Origin of the sequence: Acinetobacter sp. CWB-G5 (genome assembly GCF_019209785.1) — a bacterium.
Classification (GTDB): Bacteria; Pseudomonadota; Gammaproteobacteria; order Pseudomonadales; family Moraxellaceae; genus Acinetobacter; species Acinetobacter johnsonii.
Genome location: NZ_JAHUTF010000001.1, coordinates 242,048 through 257,552, shown reverse-complemented (window position 1 = coordinate 257,552; position 15,505 = coordinate 242,048). Strand labels below are relative to the sequence as shown.

Sequence of the window (15,505 nt, the reverse complement as noted above, 5' to 3'; positions counted from 1 at the left end):
GAAAAATGGCAATATTTACGTCAAATTTGCGACAAGTCTGCGACAAGATGAAAATACCAAAACCAAGAAAAAGAGGCGAGACTTACACAATAACCGTCTCATATCAGAATCAAAGATATTATTGCACACGTGATACCGCAGCAGAGTGTGAGCAGTGGGCAGCTCTTAAATTGGTTGAATTAAAAACTCAAACCCAAATTGAATCGGGTGAACTTAAGCCTAAATATCTATTCCGTGATTTAAACAATAAATACTTTGAAGATGTTGGCCAATGGAATAAATCAAAATCATCCTTGGCATGGATTAAGGGCCAGTATAAAAACTTTGAGATGAAATTTGGTGCTTTAGCACAGAAGTCTATTTATGACATCACACCAAAGGATCTAACTGGCTGGCGTAACAATCGACTTACTCAAGTTGGTGAAAACACTGTTTTGAAAGAAATATCTCATTACAGTGCTATGTTTACCTTTGCCCAAAAAGAATTATTTCTCCTGGAAGAAAATCCATGGATGCAAATGACGAAACCCAAAAAGCCCAAAGCACGTACACGTCGAATACATCCATCGGAAGTAGATCTGATGTTGAAAGTTTTGAATTATGAAATGGGTACAGTTCCGACACTTCCACAGCATTATGTTGCGTGGGGTTTTCTATTCGCGCTGGAAACAGCTATGCGTCGTGGTGAAATATTAGGTATTGAAAAGAAAGATATTTATGATGAATACGTTCACCTGCCAAAGACTAAAAATGGTGATCCAAGAAATGTTCCATTATCTGACGAAGCTTTAGCTTTGTTGGAGTTGATTCAGCATGATGGCCGTCGTGTTATTCCCCAGTCAGAGAATGCATTTCGATTAATGTGGGAAAAACGCAAGGCAGAAGTAGGATTGAATAATCTTCATTTCCACGATACGCGTCATGAAGCCATTACTCGTATGGTTCGCATTAGAAAGCTGCCAGTTGAAGTACTTGCAAAAATTACTGGCCATAAGAAAATTGATGTCCTGGTGAATACTTATTACAACCCGGATGCAAAAGATTTGGTTGATGCGTTCAAGTCTATAGAAAGAAATAAGCCCGCATAAAGCGGGCATTTATCAATTGATGCGTTTAGGTCCTCGTCGTCGCGTTTGCTTTTTCAGTAGAGCATCTGCCGCTTCGGGATCGTACATATGTTTGCCGTTGGTGCCTTGATTAATTACAGCAAGCTTATTGCGTATGGTTTCATCAGAAAAGCCGTATTTAGAAACAAGCTCTGCCACCGATACCAGTTTACGTTTTTCGAGCTTTAGCGCGGTTACGGTGCCTCCAAACAACTTTTGACCAAGTACGATTTGAGGAGCCGAATCTGCATCGATCGTTACAACGAATTCAGGCATTTTCAATTTCCTCTTTGAGCTTTAATATATTCTGCTTTAGCAGCTGCCCAGTTGACTGAATTATATGGATTTAAACCTTGGTCTTTGCACCATTTCGTGCACCAAAGAAATTGAGCGCTATCAAAATTCATTTATAAGCCTCTTTTTTTAACTGGTTTCTACGTTTACGACATTTGACACAGTGATGCTTTCCAGATTGATAGGCTTTGAACTCAGTAAGTCCATGTAAGTCACATTTGCCTTCAAAGGTACTTTCACCTTTAGCAAGGGCTTTCGTCTTAGCTTCAAAATTAAACTTGTGACGTTCTTGTTCTTTCGTTAATGGGCGATCAGTTGAACTTAAAACTGGTCTTTTTTTACTTACAGAATCAGCCATAGATTCACGCATAGATTGCTGGCCAGTTTTATATTCGGTGTCCTTTGGTTTCATACTCATTCGAGTTTGGCCAAAGGGAATTTGAGTCGGCTCTAATTTGCCCTGCGCCTTCAGCCAGTCGTCGACTTGGATGGCAAGGGCAATGGATTTGCCCTTATTAATAATTGCATTATGATCAATGTTCGATTGCATAATGTTCCCCTAATTCGCTCAAAACAAAATTAGCTGTCTTAGCTTCAACAGTTACTGGAATTGTGTGTGGCCCAAGCATATGCATAGTAAGCGTGACATTTTTTTCGTCAGACTTACGTACATGCACGTGCACCAAATTTTCTATATTAAAAACATGTTCAATTTTTTGGTTATCAGTGAATTTGAGCATGCTCGTTCTCCTGATCTTCAATAATTTTTTGAAGGTGATTGGCTTCAAGTTTTAAGTTCTTGGCGTGGGTAACAGCAGTGCATAAGCACCAAACCAATCCAGCTATGAAAGCTGTTGCTAGAAAAAAAACTAAAGCAAAGGGCAGTGTCTGAATAAGGATCATGATCATCACGGCACCTCATCAATTGAAATTAGTGCTGCGTTTAAATGCTTTTCCTCATCTGAGATCCAGTTGAGATATTCCTCATCAATTTCTTTAAGCATGCATTCGCAGCATTTTGATGGGTGATGTTCGCAGCCTTCTTGGTTGGTATCAGGCTTAACTGAGTAGCTGCCATTTGGATTAAGTATCAATACATCTTGGTCTTTTAAAACAACGCAACAGTAAACAGGGTGGAAGCGAAATGTTTTCCACATTCCCTCAGCTGGACCAGGTAAACAGTCCACCATTGGATAAGCATTTTTGCGTTCATAGAGCCAACGTTCAGCATCAAAAATAACTTCAACAGGTTCTTGTGCCTGGCATGCGTTTGAAGTTGTGCGAACCTTTGTAGGCCATGAATCAATCACTGATTGTTCAGGCACAATGCTTTCTTGGGTTTGGGTTAAATTCATGCAGACTCTCCAATCGTTTGAATACGAACGACGGCAGCCATTTCTTCCAGCCAAACAGCTTTTTCAGAAAGATCGATAAATTCATAATCTAAAGCAGCAGTGATAAATGCATCAGCTTGATTGAGCGCTTGAGTAAAATCATGTTGATTGGTTGCATTGCGCATGGCAGAGATTGCATTGCCAATTTGTGCAGCAGCACGAAGTTTGTAGAAAGCAAGGTCAGACAACTGAGGCTGCCCAAAGTCTTCAGAAAGAAGGCGATTGATAATGGTTTGATCGAATTGATCAGATTTACCATAAGAATTTGAAGTGTTCATAATAAAAACCAATTTAAGTTAATTTGTATTATTAAACTAACTTTGGTTAGATTTATTGTCAATAATTTTAGCTAATAAAAGTTAGTTTTATTTTTTTGTTATAAAAAAACTCAGATTAATCTGAGTTTTATAAAAAATGAAAAATTAGATTTTTATATGAATTTTTTACTTGGGGTGAATTTTCCAACATACTTCCCTTTGTACTCAGCATTTTCTTTCAAAGGAATAATGTTTGGCTGGAAGTTTTCATTTAGGGCTTTTAGGTAGATTTTGTTGAAATCTCTAACTAGAGCTTTAAAGGTTGCTTCATCATCTTGGCAAACTACAATCATTTCACCAGTCTGAACAGAATTAAAATCAACATCAGGATCTATACAAATAAATTCACCATCATTGAAATAAGGTGAGTTGCTAACCCCTTGTGTAATCAGGTAATAACCATTCTTTCCAGCCTCTGGCGGCCCTGGTAACCATTGTTCAATTTCATGAGGAGAGATAGAGCGGACATTTGTCATACTGCCACATTGTACGTGTGTTAACACGGGTAGCATTCTAGTAATAGGTCGATATTCTTTAACGTTCTCTTCACTTTCAGTTTTTCCATACATGATGTAATCAACTGTTGTGTTTAACGTAGGCGCAAGAATAGTAAGGTGCTCTAGTTTTGGGGTGTTTACATCTTTTTCCCAATGCACAATGGCTGCATCAGATACTCCTAAGATTTTAGCAACATCCTTTTGAGTTAGTTTTTTATCTTTTCTCAATTTGCGGATTCTCGACCCGATTGTGCTGTATGTATCTTCCATTGCTCAATCTCATTAATAACTAACTTATATTAGTTCTTGACTAGCTAAGTTAAATTCTATTTAATTAACTAACTAAAGTTAGTTTATGGATAAGTAATGACTAGAGACGAAGCTATCGAATTATTAGGTTGCAATCTTTCTGAGCTTGCAGATTCTCTGGGGATAACCACGGCCGCAGTTGCAAGATGGAATAAAGAGCAAATTCCACAGTTACGTGAGTATCAGATCAGAGATATTGCTGCGGATCGCCTAAAGTCACTTGAAACTCAGCAAAATGTAGCTCATGCAAATAACTAAAAAAATGAATGAATTGGGAAGTTTTAAACATGAAACTCACTAGCACACAGCGTATTGAACGCACAGTACTGTCATTAACTATGGCATTGAAAGCAGCAGTGTACCGTCAAAATGATGATTCACTCATGGCAGTTATTGCTGAAAAAAATGGATTCAATATCAATACGTTTCGTAGTTCTTTGAATCCAACAACACCAACTCATAAACCTAATATTTACCATTTGGAAGCAGTTTTATCTGAAACCCAAGATGGTCGAATTATGGACAGTATTTGTGCCATTCATGGCAATGCAGCTTGGTTTGAATTACCCAAACCTGAATACCTAAATACATCAGATTATGTTATGAAAATCGGAAAGTTAGCACGTGAACAAGGCGATTTATCACAATCAATTGCAACCGCAATTGGCGATAGGGTGATCAGTGAAGATGAATTGGCTGTAATCCAAAAGGATGTGATGGATCTGGTGCGAGTTGCATTAACGCTGTTGGCAATGGTTGAGCAGCAACATGAGCAGGTGATTTGATGGCTAAGAAGAAAATACAGGCTGAAGACATTAAATTTGCTGCCCGTGGACGTTGGGAAAATCTAATTTTTCCAAGTTTTGGCATAAAAGTGCAGTTTAAAAAGAAAACACCTTGCCCAGCATGTAATCCACCAGGAACTGATCGTTTTTGGTATGACGACAAGCATGAAAATGGCGATTACTTCTGTCAACAGCATGGGGCTGGAGATGGGCTAGATTTGATCCAGCGTGTAACAGATCGCTCATTCCCCGAGGTTATTCAAGAAGTTGCTCATATTTTGGGTTTGAGTGAAGAAAGTACTTTTACGGATGAAGACCGCGAAAGATTAAGATTTGAAGCGGAAGATCGTAAAAAGAAACAACTCGAAATAGAACGTAAACGCCAGGAACAAATTGCCCGAAAAGCTGAAGGTATGTTTCGCAATGTTCATCAAGGTGATGCAAGTCTTTACCTTGCAGATAAGCAAGTGGATAAAGATCCAAAAGTTAAAATTGATTGGCATGGCAATCTTTTAATTCCAGCTATCGACTTTATGGATGGAAAAATATGGAACTTGCAGACTATTGAGCCTGACGGCACCAAGTATTTCATCAAAGGAGATACAAATGATGCGGGTGAATGGCAAACAGGCGGTGGCCGAATGGGTGGTTTGGGCTTCATGATTGGTGAAGTTCAACCAGATCTATACGATAGTCATGTCATCTGCATTGCTGAAGGTTATGCGACAGGAATGTCTATTCATATGGCGACAGGGCATCCAGTAGCGATTTCATTTGTAGCAAATAATCTACCTAAAATTGGTGCTGTATTAAGACAGAAATACGCTAAAGCATCATTTGTGTATTGTGCAGATGATGACAGTGCCAAAGAAGATACAGGCTTGAAGTATGCACAAGAGGCACAGGCCATTACTGGTGGCATCATCATTCTGCCTGATTTTACGCAAATTAAGGAGTCTGTTGCATGAATTCTAAGGTCTACACAGACTTCAATGATTTGCATGTTGCTTGTGGATTGGAAGAGGTAGGAAATCAAATCCGATTGGCCATTTCTTCTATTGAGTTTTCCCCCGAACCCCCTAAAAGTGCAACCCACAATTTTGAGGGTCAAGACCCCGATTTTGAGCAAAATGTTGTTGTTGAGCCAAGCGGGGGCGCGGGTATTTCGACAGGAAATACTGTACAGCCTGAGCCTTCACCTGAAGAACAAATGGAAAAATGGATTGCTCGTTTCTGTTTAATTGAAGGTGAAACCAATGTGTGGGATGACTATGGCAAGAAGATTTGGAAAAAAGCTGCATTCCAAACCATGCTTGGCGGTAAAAAAGTATTTGATACTTGGAATTCTCATTCGAAACGTAAAACCATTTCTGCTGATGATGCAAATGGCCGCGCAACTGGTGAAAGTCACCAGAAAGCAAAGGAAATGATTGAGCGCTTTATTATGCTTGAGGGCAAAAAAGCATGTTGGGATACCTATCGACGTGAGTTGGTCGGAACGGATGTCATGAAAGAAAACTGGGCAGGAGCTTACGATATGTGGGCAAAGTCTAGGGAAAAACGCATGATTTGGCATGAAGACTTGGTATTTGTTCCTTCAATGTACATTACAGAAGGGCAAATCAATACTTATGATGGTATGGAAATATCACCAATTTTAGATGCAAAAAATCAGATTATTCCTCAAGGGGATGCGTTAGAGCTATGTAGCCCGATCATTAACTTGGTCAAATTCTTGTGTGGCAAGGAAACAGCCGCATATGAATGGCTAATGAAATGGCTGGCTTATCCACTTCAACATCCTGGTGCAAAATTGAATACATCCGTGTTGCTGTGCAGTGCGGTTCAAGGATCTGGTAAATCATTGTTCTTTGAGAAGATCATGACCCGAATCTATGGTGAATGTTATTCAGTTACGCTGGGTCAAAATGGCCTTGAATCTATTTATACCGACTGGGCAGAGCGTAAGCTTTACTGTCTTTTTGAAGAAATATTTAACAATAAGTCTAAGTTCGGCATGATGGGTTTGATCAAACACATGATCACTGGAGAGAAGATTCGTATTGAGAAAAAGTTCATGTCGGGCTATAGCCAAAATAACCACATTAACTGTGTCTTCTTATCCAATGAGGTGCAGCCGCTTGCTATTGAGGAGCGTGACCGTCGTTTCCTTGTACTTGAACCAAATCAGAAGTTAGGCAACGATCTTAAAGGGTTGATCGAAAACTGCCTTGAACCAAATAGCAGTGCGATTAACGCTTTTTACACTTACTTGCTGTCTGTCGATTTGACCGACTTTACACCTTACACAGAACCACCAATGACCAAGGCCAAACAGAAAATTATTCAATTTGGTTTGCCTGGTTGGAAACTGTTTCTGGATGATTGGCGGGCAGGGTTACTTGATAACCCATTTGTTTGCTGTCTTTCAGATGATCTGTATGTGGCTTATCGGCAGTGGTGTCATAAGAACGGTGAAAAGGCGATTCCTGCAAATAAGTTTTTAAGCTTAATAGCTTCAGAGCGTGTTGTGGCCAAAGGCCATGGTCGGATCTATGAAGATGTGATCACAGGCGCTGGCTATCAGGAAAAAAGAAAAGAAGTTCAAAGACGTATGATTTTTACTGGTTTGCCACCTGAAAATATAAAACAAGCAGAATGGCTATCTTCCCAAGTCAAACAGTTTCGTGATAAGTTAAAAGGAGATCATGATGTACCACCTGTATTATAAAAAAATAACTTCAATTGTTACGGGTGTTACGGGTCTGTTACGGGCTTTTTCGCCACCCCGTAACACTGTCAAAGCCTTACCCCACCTACATTACAGACACCCTGTTACGGCTGTTACGGGCTTATGCACGCGCGCGCACGGGAGAAAAATTTCTATTCGCTTATATTTATTCAATTCTATATCAATTGAATATTTCCCCGCGCGAGGTGATTTACCCCGTAACACTCGTAACATCCGTAACAATCATTGTTTTTATTAAGTTTTTTTATTGGTCTACCCGTAACAGACCCGTAACAAATAGACCTTTACCCGTAACAATGCTTAAAAATTCAACAAGGATAAAGATTTTGGAAAAATATATTCGTTTATTAAGCCCAAAGACGACTAACTTTGACTCGATTGGTGGTGGTAGCCATGGTGCGCTTACAGCACAGGATGTTTGTGTAGCAATGAGTTATGCCAAGCTAAGTCCATTACAGGATAATTTAGTGCGCATGAAGTGTTTAGGTGCAAATACTTCAACCAATGTTGAGTTACTAGGTAAACACCTAGTGCAGAAGTACCGTGATTTACTTTCAGCAAGAAACGTGTCTGATGAATATCATGAACCGGTGGTCCGTACTGCATTGATTGAATTTTGTATGGTCCCTGCAAGTTATACAAATACTGTACGCAATCGAGGTGTTTTAGCTGGTGTTCACTATTTGGTAGTTCATCGTTATTTGAATGCTTCAATCACGGCAGTTTTAGAAGACATAGAAAGAGAGTATTCAGTTGCAAATGAAAAGCTGTTTTTTCAGCTCAATAAAACTAATTAAAATTAGTATTTGACACTGAAACAGATTTAAGTTAGTTTTTACCACAATGAGAAACTGTATCAAAACGCTGTAGTTTCCTCTGAGAGAGCCGAAAGGCTCTTTTTTTTCGGCTGCATGTCTTCGGTCAATGTCGGGCATGCAGCCCTTTTTTATGGGGTTTCAGCCATGCATTCAAAACAGATTGTACAAATCCAAGTGAAGTTATCTAAACCAAAAATGATTTTGGCTTATGCATTGGGTTTTGTTGGTGTTGCAGCCGATGCAGTTTCTAAGAAATTAATTCGCAGTTCGATTAAAACAAAATTGGTTTCAGTTCATGACAAAGAAAGCACCACAGAAAGCTAAACGTCCATGCCTGGTGAACAGTTGCAAAGAGTACGCGACGAACCAAGGTTATTGCGATAACCATCAAGACAAGATCAAAAAGAAAGACCGAGAGCGCGGCACAGCTCATCAACGTGGCTATGATGCTCAATGGGCTAAAGCTCGTGATGCATTCCTTGATGAACATCCGCTATGCGTTGAGTGTCACAAGACTCGTTACATCAACCCAGCAACAGTCGTTGACCATATCATTCCACACAAGGGCGATAAGGTGCTGTTCTGGGATAAGAGCAATTGGCAGCCGTTATGTGAAACACACCACAACATCAAAACCGCTACTGAAGATCGGGGCAGTTGGTCGCCAGTTCAAATCAAGACCAAGGCAAACAAAGACAGCACGAACGATTTCAAAGTGAATGACCGCTTACTGGTTGTCACTGAGTATGCGCAAGAGTCTTTGATGTGCGACGACAAGGCAGTGTTCACTGTGATTGAAGTCCATGACAAGACAGTGTTTGTCCAAGACTATGAAGGGAACGGTGGTCGTTTGCATCACTCACATTTCAAGGCGGTGCCAGCATGAGCGAAGTAATACTGCTAGGTGATCCAGTCGTCTACCGTGATGACATCAAAGGTTTTGATCATGTCGGTGTTGTTGTTCAAACGGGTTCAAGTCTTCATGTCCTTTGGAATGATGAGACTCAACCTCAAGTAGAAATCTATGAACGTCTGCGACCTGCTCGACTTGATGAAGTGGCTGCCCAGTGTCGAGTTCATCGGAAAGACGGCAACAAATTCTCTCAGGGGGATATGGGGTCAAAAGTCGAAACCGACCTCTTATAAAAGACCGCCCCCCCGTGTAATTTTTGTGTGGTCAAAAGTCCATAGGGGGGTATACCTCTATTATTTAATAAGTTTTCAATTTTTAGAGGTTGATATGTCAAATATGGGACGACCTCCTAAGTCATTGCAGGAGAAAATGTTAAGCGGTTCGCGCATTCGAGATGACCGCGATGCAGATGCACAGGTTGCAAATGCTTCAGTAGATTTAGGGATGCCACCATGCCCGCGTTGGGTGAAAGGGGTAGCGCGAAAACATTGGGATACTTTGGGGCCAGCATTAGTTAATGCCGGCTTAATCAGTGTCGTTGATGGTGATGTTTTTGCTATGCATTGTGACAACGTCGCACGATATGCGGATGTGATGGAAAAATTAGAGGATATTGATAAATGGCTGGCAAAGACTCCAAATGGTTTTGAAGTTCAAGCTGGCTTTGTTCAGATCCGAAACAAACTGCAAGAACAAATTATTAAAACTGCACGTGAGTTTGGTTTAACACCAGCTGCGCGTTCAAGCGTCAAGGTGAATAAACAACAGCAGTTAGATTTACTTGGAGCTGATGCTGCAACAAAACCTGAGAATGATCCATACGAAAATTATAGTTTTCGATCTAGTTAATAAAGTGAGTCAATATGCGCGATTACTTTAAAATTGCGCTCCAGTACTGTGTCGATGTTCGTTCTGGTGCGCGCACGGCAGGGAAGCTGGAAAAATTAGCAGTCAAACGATTCGTAGATGATTTAAGCCGATCAGGTTTTGATGTTAATTGGGCTGGGCCTGAAACTCAGAAGCTTTTAAAAAAGCTGAAAGTAGGATCACTCGATCCAGATATAGAATTTGAGTTTAATTTTGATTTAGAGCGCGCACATCATGCGTGCTTTTTTATTGAAACGTGTCCGCATGTTGAAGGGGATCTTGCTCGACTAAAGCCTGATGGCACTCGCAATTTGTTGGTCATGTCGCCTTGGCAGGTATTTGTAACGGTCAATCTTTATGGATGGATAGATTATGCAAAATTGCGTCGTTTCACTTATGTGTATTTGGAAGTTGCTAAGAAAAATGGCAAAACGACTTGGCTGGCTGCCGTCGGGCTGTATATGTCCTTCATTGACGGTGAACCAGGTTCAAATGTTTATGCGGCAGCAACGACACGTGACCAAGCTAACATTTTGTTTGGATCGGCTAAAACAATGGTCCAGTACTCGCCAAAAATGCGAGAAAGATTTGGTATCGAATATCAAGAGCGCTCTATTTTTCAGCGGACGACTAATTCAACGATGCAGGCGCTGTCACAAGATCGGGATGGATCGAAAGATGGATTTAACGTTCATTGCGGCCTGATTGATGAACTGCATGCCCATAAAGATTCAGGCATGTATGACATTGTTGCCAATGGTATTGCGTCCCGTTCACAGCCGTTATTGTTTGCTATTACCACGGCAGGAAAAGATACAACTGGAATCTGCTATCGAGAGCGAAAAATCGTGGTAGCAATCCTTGAGGGTAAAGGGAAGCATGATCGATATTTTGGCATTATTTTTTGTTTAGACAAGGGTGATGATTGGAAGGACCCCAAAAATTGGGAGAAAGCCAATCCAAACTATGGAATTTCGGTCAAACCTGAGTATCTTCAGGGCGGTTTTGATAAATGCAAAATCTCCCCCGCATATGAAGCCATTTTTCGTCAGAAGCATTTAGATGAATGGGTGGGTGCTGTTGACGGCTGGATTGCTGAATCATCTTGGGCAAAAGCTGAATCGGAAATCCAGCAAGAGGAATTCAAAGGCATTGTCGGATTTGGCGGCTATGACTTGGCAAGTCGACTTGACTTAGCATCTTGGGTTGATTGGCGGCCACGTTTAGAAAATGATGTAATCCACTGGCATGTATTTGCAAAAAATTATCTAAATGAGCATGTTATTGAATCGCCAGAAGCTATTAATGGTGAATCTCGACCAGATGAATATCGGGTTTGGCGTGATGATGAATGGTTGATTGAAACACCAGGGAAATCTACAGATTTTAACCGTATTCAAGAGGATATTGAGCAGCATCATTTGGATTATCCATTTTATGAATGTGGCCATGACCCATATCACGCTTCGCAATTGACAGCTAATTTGCTTGATCAAGATATAAATGTGATTGAAGTTCCGCAGCGAGTGGAACATTTAAGTCCTGCGATGCGTTGGATTGAACAGTTGCTTGTTGAAGGTCGTCTGCATCATAACGGTGATCCAGTACTGAAATGGTGTGTTCTAAATGTTGTTGTAAAAGAAGACGGGAAGGAAAATATTTTCCCAAGAAAGATTTCAAGGGCAAAGAAAATTGATGCTGCTGTCGGCATGATTATTGGTGCGAGTCGCGCTATGTATTATGACAATGAGCAAGTATTCGATTTAATCCCTGGTGAGGATTCAGGAAGTATTGATGATTGGTTGAATGACATGATCAAGGTGAAAAAGCGATGAGTAAAAAGCGCGATAAAGTAAAAAGTCGTGATAAAAACAATCGCGATAGTCTGAAGGTTCGGGGAACGGGACCAATGCAAGACAAAACGGGGACGACCATTATTGATCGTCCCCGTTCTAGTTTTAGAACCGCCAAGCCTGTAACTTTTGACAGTGCCATGACACTGAGTGCTGTTTTTGCTTGTGTCAAAATTCTGACTGAATCTGTGGCGACCCTACCTTTGCAAATGTTTCAGTTAAAGTCTGATGGAACCCGTGCTCAAGTTAAAGATCATGATGTGATTCGGCTGCTTTATAACAAGCCGAACCGCTATCAAACCCGTGTTGAGTTTTTTGAACAGCTCATGCTGAATTTGGTCGCGGGGAATGCTTATGTCAAAAAGGATTTTATTGGTAAGAAGTTAGTCAGCTTGCAAGTCATTAACTCTGGTTCGGTAGATCCGAGCATCCGAGACGATGGTGCACCGCTTTATAAATGCAAGATTGGTAGCAAAACTGTCGAATATACCGATAAAGAAATTTGGCATATCAAACTTTTTGGCACTGGTTTTGTTGGAATGTCTCCCATTGCCTATGGAGCACAATCCATTGGCATCGGTTTGGCTGGCAGCGACAAAACTTCGCGTTTGATGTCGAATGGTGCAAAGCCAACAGGTGCAATTTTGACACCAAAATGGCTTAAAAAAGAGCAGCGTGACGAAATTCGTAATGAAATGGATATTCTCGTGAATGGCGATGATGGTGATATGCCAGTGCTCGAAGGTGATATGAAATTCGAGCAAATCAGCCTAACACCTGAAGATCTTGAATTGATTGAAATTCGCAAGATGGCGGTTGAAGAGGCATGCCGTTATTTCGGTGTGAATCCAATCCTGATTTTTAGTACTGATTCCAGCACGACATGGGGTAGTGGTATCGAACAGTTGGTCGATGGCTTTCATAAGTTCGGTTTGCGGCCATATTTGGAGCGAATAGAAGAAAGTGCACGTATTCACCTATTGCAACGACATGAATGGGATGAATATGAGTTCGAGTTTAAGACCAAGGACTTGTTACGTGCTTCCTACCTGGAGCGAGTTAAGTCTAACAAAGAACGCATTATGTCTGGTCAAGCTAGTCCATATCAGATCCAGATGGAGGAAGGCGATAACCCTGATCCTAATGCCAATTTCCTACTGGTTCCAGTGAACATGACAACAGCCGAACGTATGAAAAGCGGCAATTACGGAGCGAAAGCTGATGAATCAAAACCTGCTAGTGCGTAATAAAGCACTACCAAACTTGCCGAAAGTTCAATGCCGGCGCATGCCAATTGGGGCTGAAAATTTACGTTTCATTCAGGATGATAAAACTGGTGCGGTAAAGGTCAGTGGCTACGCTGTGAAATGGGATTCAATTAATTTTTACGGTGAAAAATTCATTCGTGGTGCATTTGCTGAAGTTTGTGCCGCATTTGTAGCAGGGACCAAAAAAGTCCATGCATATTATAACCATGGCTGGCGTATGTATTGGGTTGATTCGCTGATGGCATTGCGAATTGGTAAATATACAGCTTTAAAAGAAGACGATATTGGTCTTTATTTAGAGCTGGAATTTACACCTGGTTTGTATTGGGCGCAGCAAGTAGCAGCCATGGTCAAGCATGAAACCGTAGATGGTTTCTCGATTGCATTTTATCCTCCGAATCCAATGGATATAGAGGATAAAGGTACGCATATTGAAATCAAACGTGCTGATATTTATGAAATTAGTGTTGTTGATGAGCCAGCAGATAGTGCAGCCCGAATCATCAATGATGATGCGATTGATTCCATCAAAACAGAAGATGATGCCGAAGAGCTTATTCGTTCTATGGGCTTTCCTGGTGATTACGCTAAAAAATTGATGGCACGTTTGTCTGGAATGCAAAAACCGCATGAAGAACCAGTGTCAAAGAAAGATCCCCTTGCTTGGCTTGATGGCTGAGTAAATCACAATTTATTTATTACCCGCTTTAAGCGGGTTTTTCATTTTCTATGCATAGGAAAATTAGTATGAATGCTTTATCAAAAAACCAAGTCGCTTTAGCAATCGGATCAGCTGCTGCTGGAAATATCCATTCTCCATTTTTAGGCTTGCACACACGTGATACAGCTGCTGCAAAAGAATTTGAACAGCTTTGTGCTGATTTAAAAACACGTAAACAGCAGCTTGATGACTTAATCACACGCTATAAAGAAAAACTTGAAGGCAAAGTTGAATTACCACAAGAAGTTCGAGATGAGCTTGAAGCGCGTGCAAAAGAATTTAAACAGCTTTCGTCTGATCTTGAAGATGTCCAACAGAAACTGATCGATAATATTCATGATCGTAGCAAGCCAGAGCAAGATAGTGTGGCATCTATTTTGATTCGCAATAAAGATATTGCTGATCAAGCTGCTGCTATTGTTCGTTCACGCGGTAAATTTTCGATTGATGGTATCCAAGCACGTAATATTGTGACTTTGGATGGCTTGCCTTCAAATACCCAATTTGCTTCAGGGACAATTACTACAGCCACACGTGCATTAGCTTTACTGGATTTGATTAGCTTTACGCCTATCAGTGAAAAATTGATTCCGCTATTCCGTGAGTCGGCCTATGACATTATGGCTGATTTAGTAGAGGAGGCAGCAGATAAGCCTGAATCCGATATTGAATTTGGCGTGATTGATTTAGCTGTTGGTACGATTGCGCACTGGATTCGTGTGTCGAACCAGTTGCTGTCAGATATGCCAACCTTAGCATCATATATTGAAGGGCGTTTAGCGTATGGTGTACGTTTAAAGCTTGAATACAAATTGGTAAATGGTGATGGCAAATCGTCAGGTGCCCGTTCATTTATTGGCTTAATTGAAGCAGGTACTCATTTAACTGTTGCTGTAGGTGCCAACGATAGCGCTATTGATGTTTTAAGCCGTGCTAAATACCGTGCTGGTGCAGCAGGTGTTTTACCTGAATATATTTTATTGAATCCTGAATCTTGGGGTGCGATTGAACGTATTAAGGGTACAGATGGCCATTATGTATTTGGTGCACCAGGTGCAGCTGTTCAGCCAGTACTTTGGAATTTGCCTGTAATTTTAACTGCTGCAATGCCAGTGTTTAAGTATTGGGTTGGCAATATTTCAATGGGGACAGCTGGCTATGTGCGTGAAGAAGTCCATGTGGATGCATCAAGTGAAGATGGTAATAACTTTACAAAGAACCTTGTGACATTACGTGCGGAAATGCGTGCAGCCTTTGGTGTTGTATTGCCTGATGCTTGTGTTTCTGGTGATTTACCTGCGATTGAAGAACTTGATACACCTGTCGTAGCAACAAATACAACGGCAGAGCTTTCAGGTACAGCAGAGCCGAATAGCATTATCGTTCTACGCGAAAATAATATCGCAACGGCTTCAACTGTTGCAGATAACACTGGCGCATGGGAGTTCACACCAAATCCGCTTGCAGCTGGTGAACATGCTGTATTGTTTGCAGTCTTGGGTGGTGCAGTTTCTGAAGCTGTTGAAGTTGTTGGTACATAATCTAAAAATCTTAAAAAGCAGTCCTTCGGGGCTGCTTTTTTTACCTCTTTTTTCGTCTTAAAAAGGCTAT

General features: G+C 40.9%; 20 protein-coding genes. 14 read left to right on the top strand and 6 right to left on the bottom strand.

The window, feature by feature from the left end:
• Positions 1 to 47 precede the first annotated feature (47 nt).
• Positions 48 to 1,088: a site-specific integrase gene (locus KVY11_RS01330; protein WP_086209607.1), complete on the top strand. Its 1,041-nt coding sequence runs from the start codon at positions 48 to 50 to the stop codon at positions 1,086 to 1,088.
• Positions 1,089 to 1,100: 12 nt separating this feature from the next.
• On the opposite strand, the gene KVY11_RS01325 is transcribed toward KVY11_RS01330, so the two are convergent.
• The 6 genes from KVY11_RS01325 to KVY11_RS01300 all read right to left on the bottom strand — a co-directional run bounded on the left by KVY11_RS01325 (position 1,101) and on the right by KVY11_RS01300 (position 3,878).
• Entirely contained in the window at positions 1,101 to 1,382 is a 282-nt protein-coding gene (locus KVY11_RS01325; RefSeq protein ID WP_218287873.1) for a DNA-binding protein, read from the bottom strand.
• A gap of 127 nt (positions 1,383 to 1,509) precedes the next feature.
• Entirely contained in the window at positions 1,510 to 1,950 is a 441-nt protein-coding gene (locus KVY11_RS01320; RefSeq protein ID WP_218287871.1) for a hypothetical protein, read from the bottom strand.
• Positions 1,934 to 2,140: a hypothetical protein gene (locus KVY11_RS01315; protein ID WP_218287869.1), complete on the bottom strand. Its 207-nt coding sequence runs from the start codon at positions 2,138 to 2,140 to the stop codon at positions 1,934 to 1,936. Before KVY11_RS01315 ends, KVY11_RS01320 begins: the two co-directional genes overlap by 17 nt.
• Before the next feature lie 168 nt (positions 2,141 to 2,308).
• A complete protein-coding gene (locus tag KVY11_RS01310) occupies positions 2,309 to 2,755 on the bottom strand; it encodes a hypothetical protein (RefSeq protein ID WP_218287867.1) in 447 nt (148 codons plus the stop codon).
• Positions 2,752 to 3,072, bottom strand: coding sequence for a hypothetical protein (locus KVY11_RS01305; RefSeq protein ID WP_218287865.1), 321 nt, complete (start codon positions 3,070 to 3,072; stop codon positions 2,752 to 2,754). The genes KVY11_RS01310 and KVY11_RS01305 overlap by 4 nt, the downstream gene beginning before the upstream one ends.
• Positions 3,073 to 3,224: 152 nt before the next feature.
• Positions 3,225 to 3,878, bottom strand: coding sequence for a LexA family transcriptional regulator (locus KVY11_RS01300; RefSeq protein ID WP_178904450.1), 654 nt, complete (start codon positions 3,876 to 3,878; stop codon positions 3,225 to 3,227).
• A gap of 96 nt (positions 3,879 to 3,974) precedes the next feature.
• Here KVY11_RS01300 and KVY11_RS01295 point away from each other — a divergent pair, with 96 nt between their 5' ends.
• From KVY11_RS01295 to KVY11_RS01235, 13 genes are all read left to right on the top strand, one after another.
• Complete coding sequence (locus KVY11_RS01295; RefSeq protein ID WP_094148300.1) at positions 3,975 to 4,175, top strand: Cro/CI family transcriptional regulator; 201 nt, start codon at positions 3,975 to 3,977, stop codon at positions 4,173 to 4,175.
• Positions 4,176 to 4,204: 29 nt separating this feature from the next.
• A complete protein-coding gene (locus KVY11_RS01290; RefSeq protein WP_218287863.1) occupies positions 4,205 to 4,702 on the top strand; it encodes a phage regulatory CII family protein in 498 nt (165 codons plus the stop codon).
• Positions 4,702 to 5,670: a primase-helicase zinc-binding domain-containing protein gene (locus KVY11_RS01285; RefSeq protein WP_218287861.1), complete on the top strand. Its 969-nt coding sequence runs from the start codon at positions 4,702 to 4,704 to the stop codon at positions 5,668 to 5,670. The genes KVY11_RS01290 and KVY11_RS01285 overlap by 1 nt, the downstream gene beginning before the upstream one ends.
• The gene (locus tag KVY11_RS01280; RefSeq protein ID WP_218287850.1) at positions 5,667 to 7,433 is read left to right on the top strand and encodes a DUF5906 domain-containing protein; all 1,767 of its coding nucleotides are present in this window, start codon (positions 5,667 to 5,669) and stop codon (positions 7,431 to 7,433) included. The genes KVY11_RS01285 and KVY11_RS01280 overlap by 4 nt, the downstream gene beginning before the upstream one ends.
• Before the next feature lie 347 nt (positions 7,434 to 7,780).
• Positions 7,781 to 8,251, top strand: a complete 471-nt coding sequence (locus KVY11_RS01275) for a hypothetical protein (RefSeq protein WP_218287849.1) — start codon at positions 7,781 to 7,783, stop codon at positions 8,249 to 8,251.
• 165 nt (positions 8,252 to 8,416) lie between these two features.
• A complete protein-coding gene (locus KVY11_RS01270) occupies positions 8,417 to 8,596 on the top strand; it encodes a hypothetical protein (protein ID WP_218287847.1) in 180 nt (59 codons plus the stop codon).
• Positions 8,597 to 8,609: 13 nt separating this feature from the next.
• Positions 8,610 to 9,158, top strand: a complete 549-nt coding sequence (locus tag KVY11_RS01265) for an HNH endonuclease (RefSeq protein ID WP_371315908.1) — start codon at positions 8,610 to 8,612, stop codon at positions 9,156 to 9,158.
• The gene (locus tag KVY11_RS01260; protein ID WP_218287843.1) at positions 9,155 to 9,418 is read left to right on the top strand and encodes a phosphohistidine phosphatase; all 264 of its coding nucleotides are present in this window, start codon (positions 9,155 to 9,157) and stop codon (positions 9,416 to 9,418) included. Before KVY11_RS01265 ends, KVY11_RS01260 begins: the two co-directional genes overlap by 4 nt.
• Before the next feature lie 94 nt (positions 9,419 to 9,512).
• Positions 9,513 to 10,034 carry a P27 family phage terminase small subunit gene (locus KVY11_RS01255; RefSeq protein ID WP_218287841.1) on the top strand — a complete coding sequence of 174 codons (522 nt, stop codon included), beginning with the start codon at positions 9,513 to 9,515 and terminating at the stop codon, positions 10,032 to 10,034.
• Between the two features lie 14 nt (positions 10,035 to 10,048).
• A complete protein-coding gene (locus KVY11_RS01250; RefSeq protein WP_218287839.1) occupies positions 10,049 to 11,887 on the top strand; it encodes a terminase large subunit in 1,839 nt (612 codons plus the stop codon).
• A gap of 74 nt (positions 11,888 to 11,961) precedes the next feature.
• Positions 11,962 to 13,152 carry a phage portal protein gene (locus tag KVY11_RS01245; RefSeq protein ID WP_256350528.1) on the top strand — a complete coding sequence of 397 codons (1,191 nt, stop codon included), beginning with the start codon at positions 11,962 to 11,964 and terminating at the stop codon, positions 13,150 to 13,152.
• A complete protein-coding gene (locus KVY11_RS01240; protein ID WP_218287828.1) occupies positions 13,127 to 13,852 on the top strand; it encodes an HK97 family phage prohead protease in 726 nt (241 codons plus the stop codon). Before KVY11_RS01245 ends, KVY11_RS01240 begins: the two co-directional genes overlap by 26 nt.
• A 68-nt stretch (positions 13,853 to 13,920) precedes the next feature.
• Positions 13,921 to 15,435, top strand: coding sequence for a phage major capsid protein (locus KVY11_RS01235; RefSeq protein WP_218287826.1), 1,515 nt, complete (start codon positions 13,921 to 13,923; stop codon positions 15,433 to 15,435).
• Positions 15,436 to 15,505 lie beyond the last annotated feature (70 nt).

Excerpts from the sequence above, each read along its gene's own strand:
- KVY11_RS01325 (WP_218287873.1), bottom strand. The coding sequence starts at position 1,382 with ATGCCTGAATTCGTTGTAACGATCGATGCAGATTCGGCTCCTCAAATC.
- KVY11_RS01320 (WP_218287871.1), bottom strand. The coding sequence starts at position 1,950 with ATGCAATCGAACATTGATCATAATGCAATTATTAATAAGGGCAAATCC.
- KVY11_RS01305 (WP_218287865.1), bottom strand. The coding sequence starts at position 3,072 with ATGAACACTTCAAATTCTTATGGTAAATCTGATCAATTCGATCAAACC.
- KVY11_RS01280 (WP_218287850.1), top strand. The coding sequence starts at position 5,667 with ATGAATTCTAAGGTCTACACAGACTTCAATGATTTGCATGTTGCTTGT.
- KVY11_RS01330 (WP_086209607.1), top strand. The coding sequence starts at position 48 with ATGAAAATACCAAAACCAAGAAAAAGAGGCGAGACTTACACAATAACC.
- KVY11_RS01245 (WP_256350528.1), top strand. The coding sequence starts at position 11,962 with ATGCAAGACAAAACGGGGACGACCATTATTGATCGTCCCCGTTCTAGT.
- KVY11_RS01270 (WP_218287847.1), top strand. The coding sequence starts at position 8,417 with ATGCATTCAAAACAGATTGTACAAATCCAAGTGAAGTTATCTAAACCA.
- KVY11_RS01255 (WP_218287841.1), top strand. The coding sequence starts at position 9,513 with ATGTCAAATATGGGACGACCTCCTAAGTCATTGCAGGAGAAAATGTTA.
- KVY11_RS01235 (WP_218287826.1), top strand. The coding sequence starts at position 13,921 with ATGAATGCTTTATCAAAAAACCAAGTCGCTTTAGCAATCGGATCAGCT.
- KVY11_RS01290 (WP_218287863.1), top strand. The coding sequence starts at position 4,205 with ATGAAACTCACTAGCACACAGCGTATTGAACGCACAGTACTGTCATTA.
- KVY11_RS01260 (WP_218287843.1), top strand. The coding sequence starts at position 9,155 with ATGAGCGAAGTAATACTGCTAGGTGATCCAGTCGTCTACCGTGATGAC.
- KVY11_RS01240 (WP_218287828.1), top strand. The coding sequence starts at position 13,127 with ATGAATCAAAACCTGCTAGTGCGTAATAAAGCACTACCAAACTTGCCG.
- KVY11_RS01315 (WP_218287869.1), bottom strand. The coding sequence starts at position 2,140 with ATGCTCAAATTCACTGATAACCAAAAAATTGAACATGTTTTTAATATA.
- KVY11_RS01285 (WP_218287861.1), top strand. The coding sequence starts at position 4,702 with ATGGCTAAGAAGAAAATACAGGCTGAAGACATTAAATTTGCTGCCCGT.
- KVY11_RS01310 (WP_218287867.1), bottom strand. The coding sequence starts at position 2,755 with ATGAATTTAACCCAAACCCAAGAAAGCATTGTGCCTGAACAATCAGTG.
- KVY11_RS01300 (WP_178904450.1), bottom strand. The coding sequence starts at position 3,878 with ATGGAAGATACATACAGCACAATCGGGTCGAGAATCCGCAAATTGAGA.
- KVY11_RS01295 (WP_094148300.1), top strand. The coding sequence starts at position 3,975 with ATGACTAGAGACGAAGCTATCGAATTATTAGGTTGCAATCTTTCTGAG.
- KVY11_RS01250 (WP_218287839.1), top strand. The coding sequence starts at position 10,049 with ATGCGCGATTACTTTAAAATTGCGCTCCAGTACTGTGTCGATGTTCGT.